Below are 393 nucleotides of genomic sequence, written 5' to 3' on the forward strand. Positions count from 1 at the left end.
GTCCGCGAGCTTCGCGCAATTGCTTAGCAAAAGAGAGCTAAGAAAGGCTTGAAACAACCCGTGGTTTTGAAGCTGTTGTGCGGTTGCGGACCTACTTGCTCAGCGCCGCGAAATAGGCCTTCTCGATCTCGGCTGCCATCACGTCAGAGCCGAAATGCGCCTTCAGCTCGTCGGCCTGTGGCATCGCCTTGCGGTACGCATCCATGTCTTTGACCGCCATGCCGATTTTGCTGGCAAGCTCGACGGGATCCGGCCGGATCAAGGCAGGGGAGCCATCGCCGAAGATTTCCGGAATGCCGCCGACCGCGGTCGCGATCATCGGCATGCCGGCGGCCAAGGCCTCGAGCACGATATAGGGCATCGCCTCCGCGCGCGACGGAACCACTACCAGCT

Annotated in this window: 1 protein-coding gene; it reads right to left on the bottom strand. The window is 60.8% G+C overall.

Annotated features, from left to right (window positions below):
• Positions 1-91: 91 nt before the first annotated feature.
• Positions 92-393, bottom strand: a 302-nt coding sequence (locus EOA29_RS40770) for a glycosyltransferase (protein ID WP_127222623.1), incomplete at its 5' end; no start/stop codon positions are given.

Source organism: Mesorhizobium sp. M1E.F.Ca.ET.063.01.1.1 (assembly GCF_003998155.1).
Classification (GTDB): Bacteria; Pseudomonadota; Alphaproteobacteria; order Rhizobiales; family Rhizobiaceae; genus Mesorhizobium.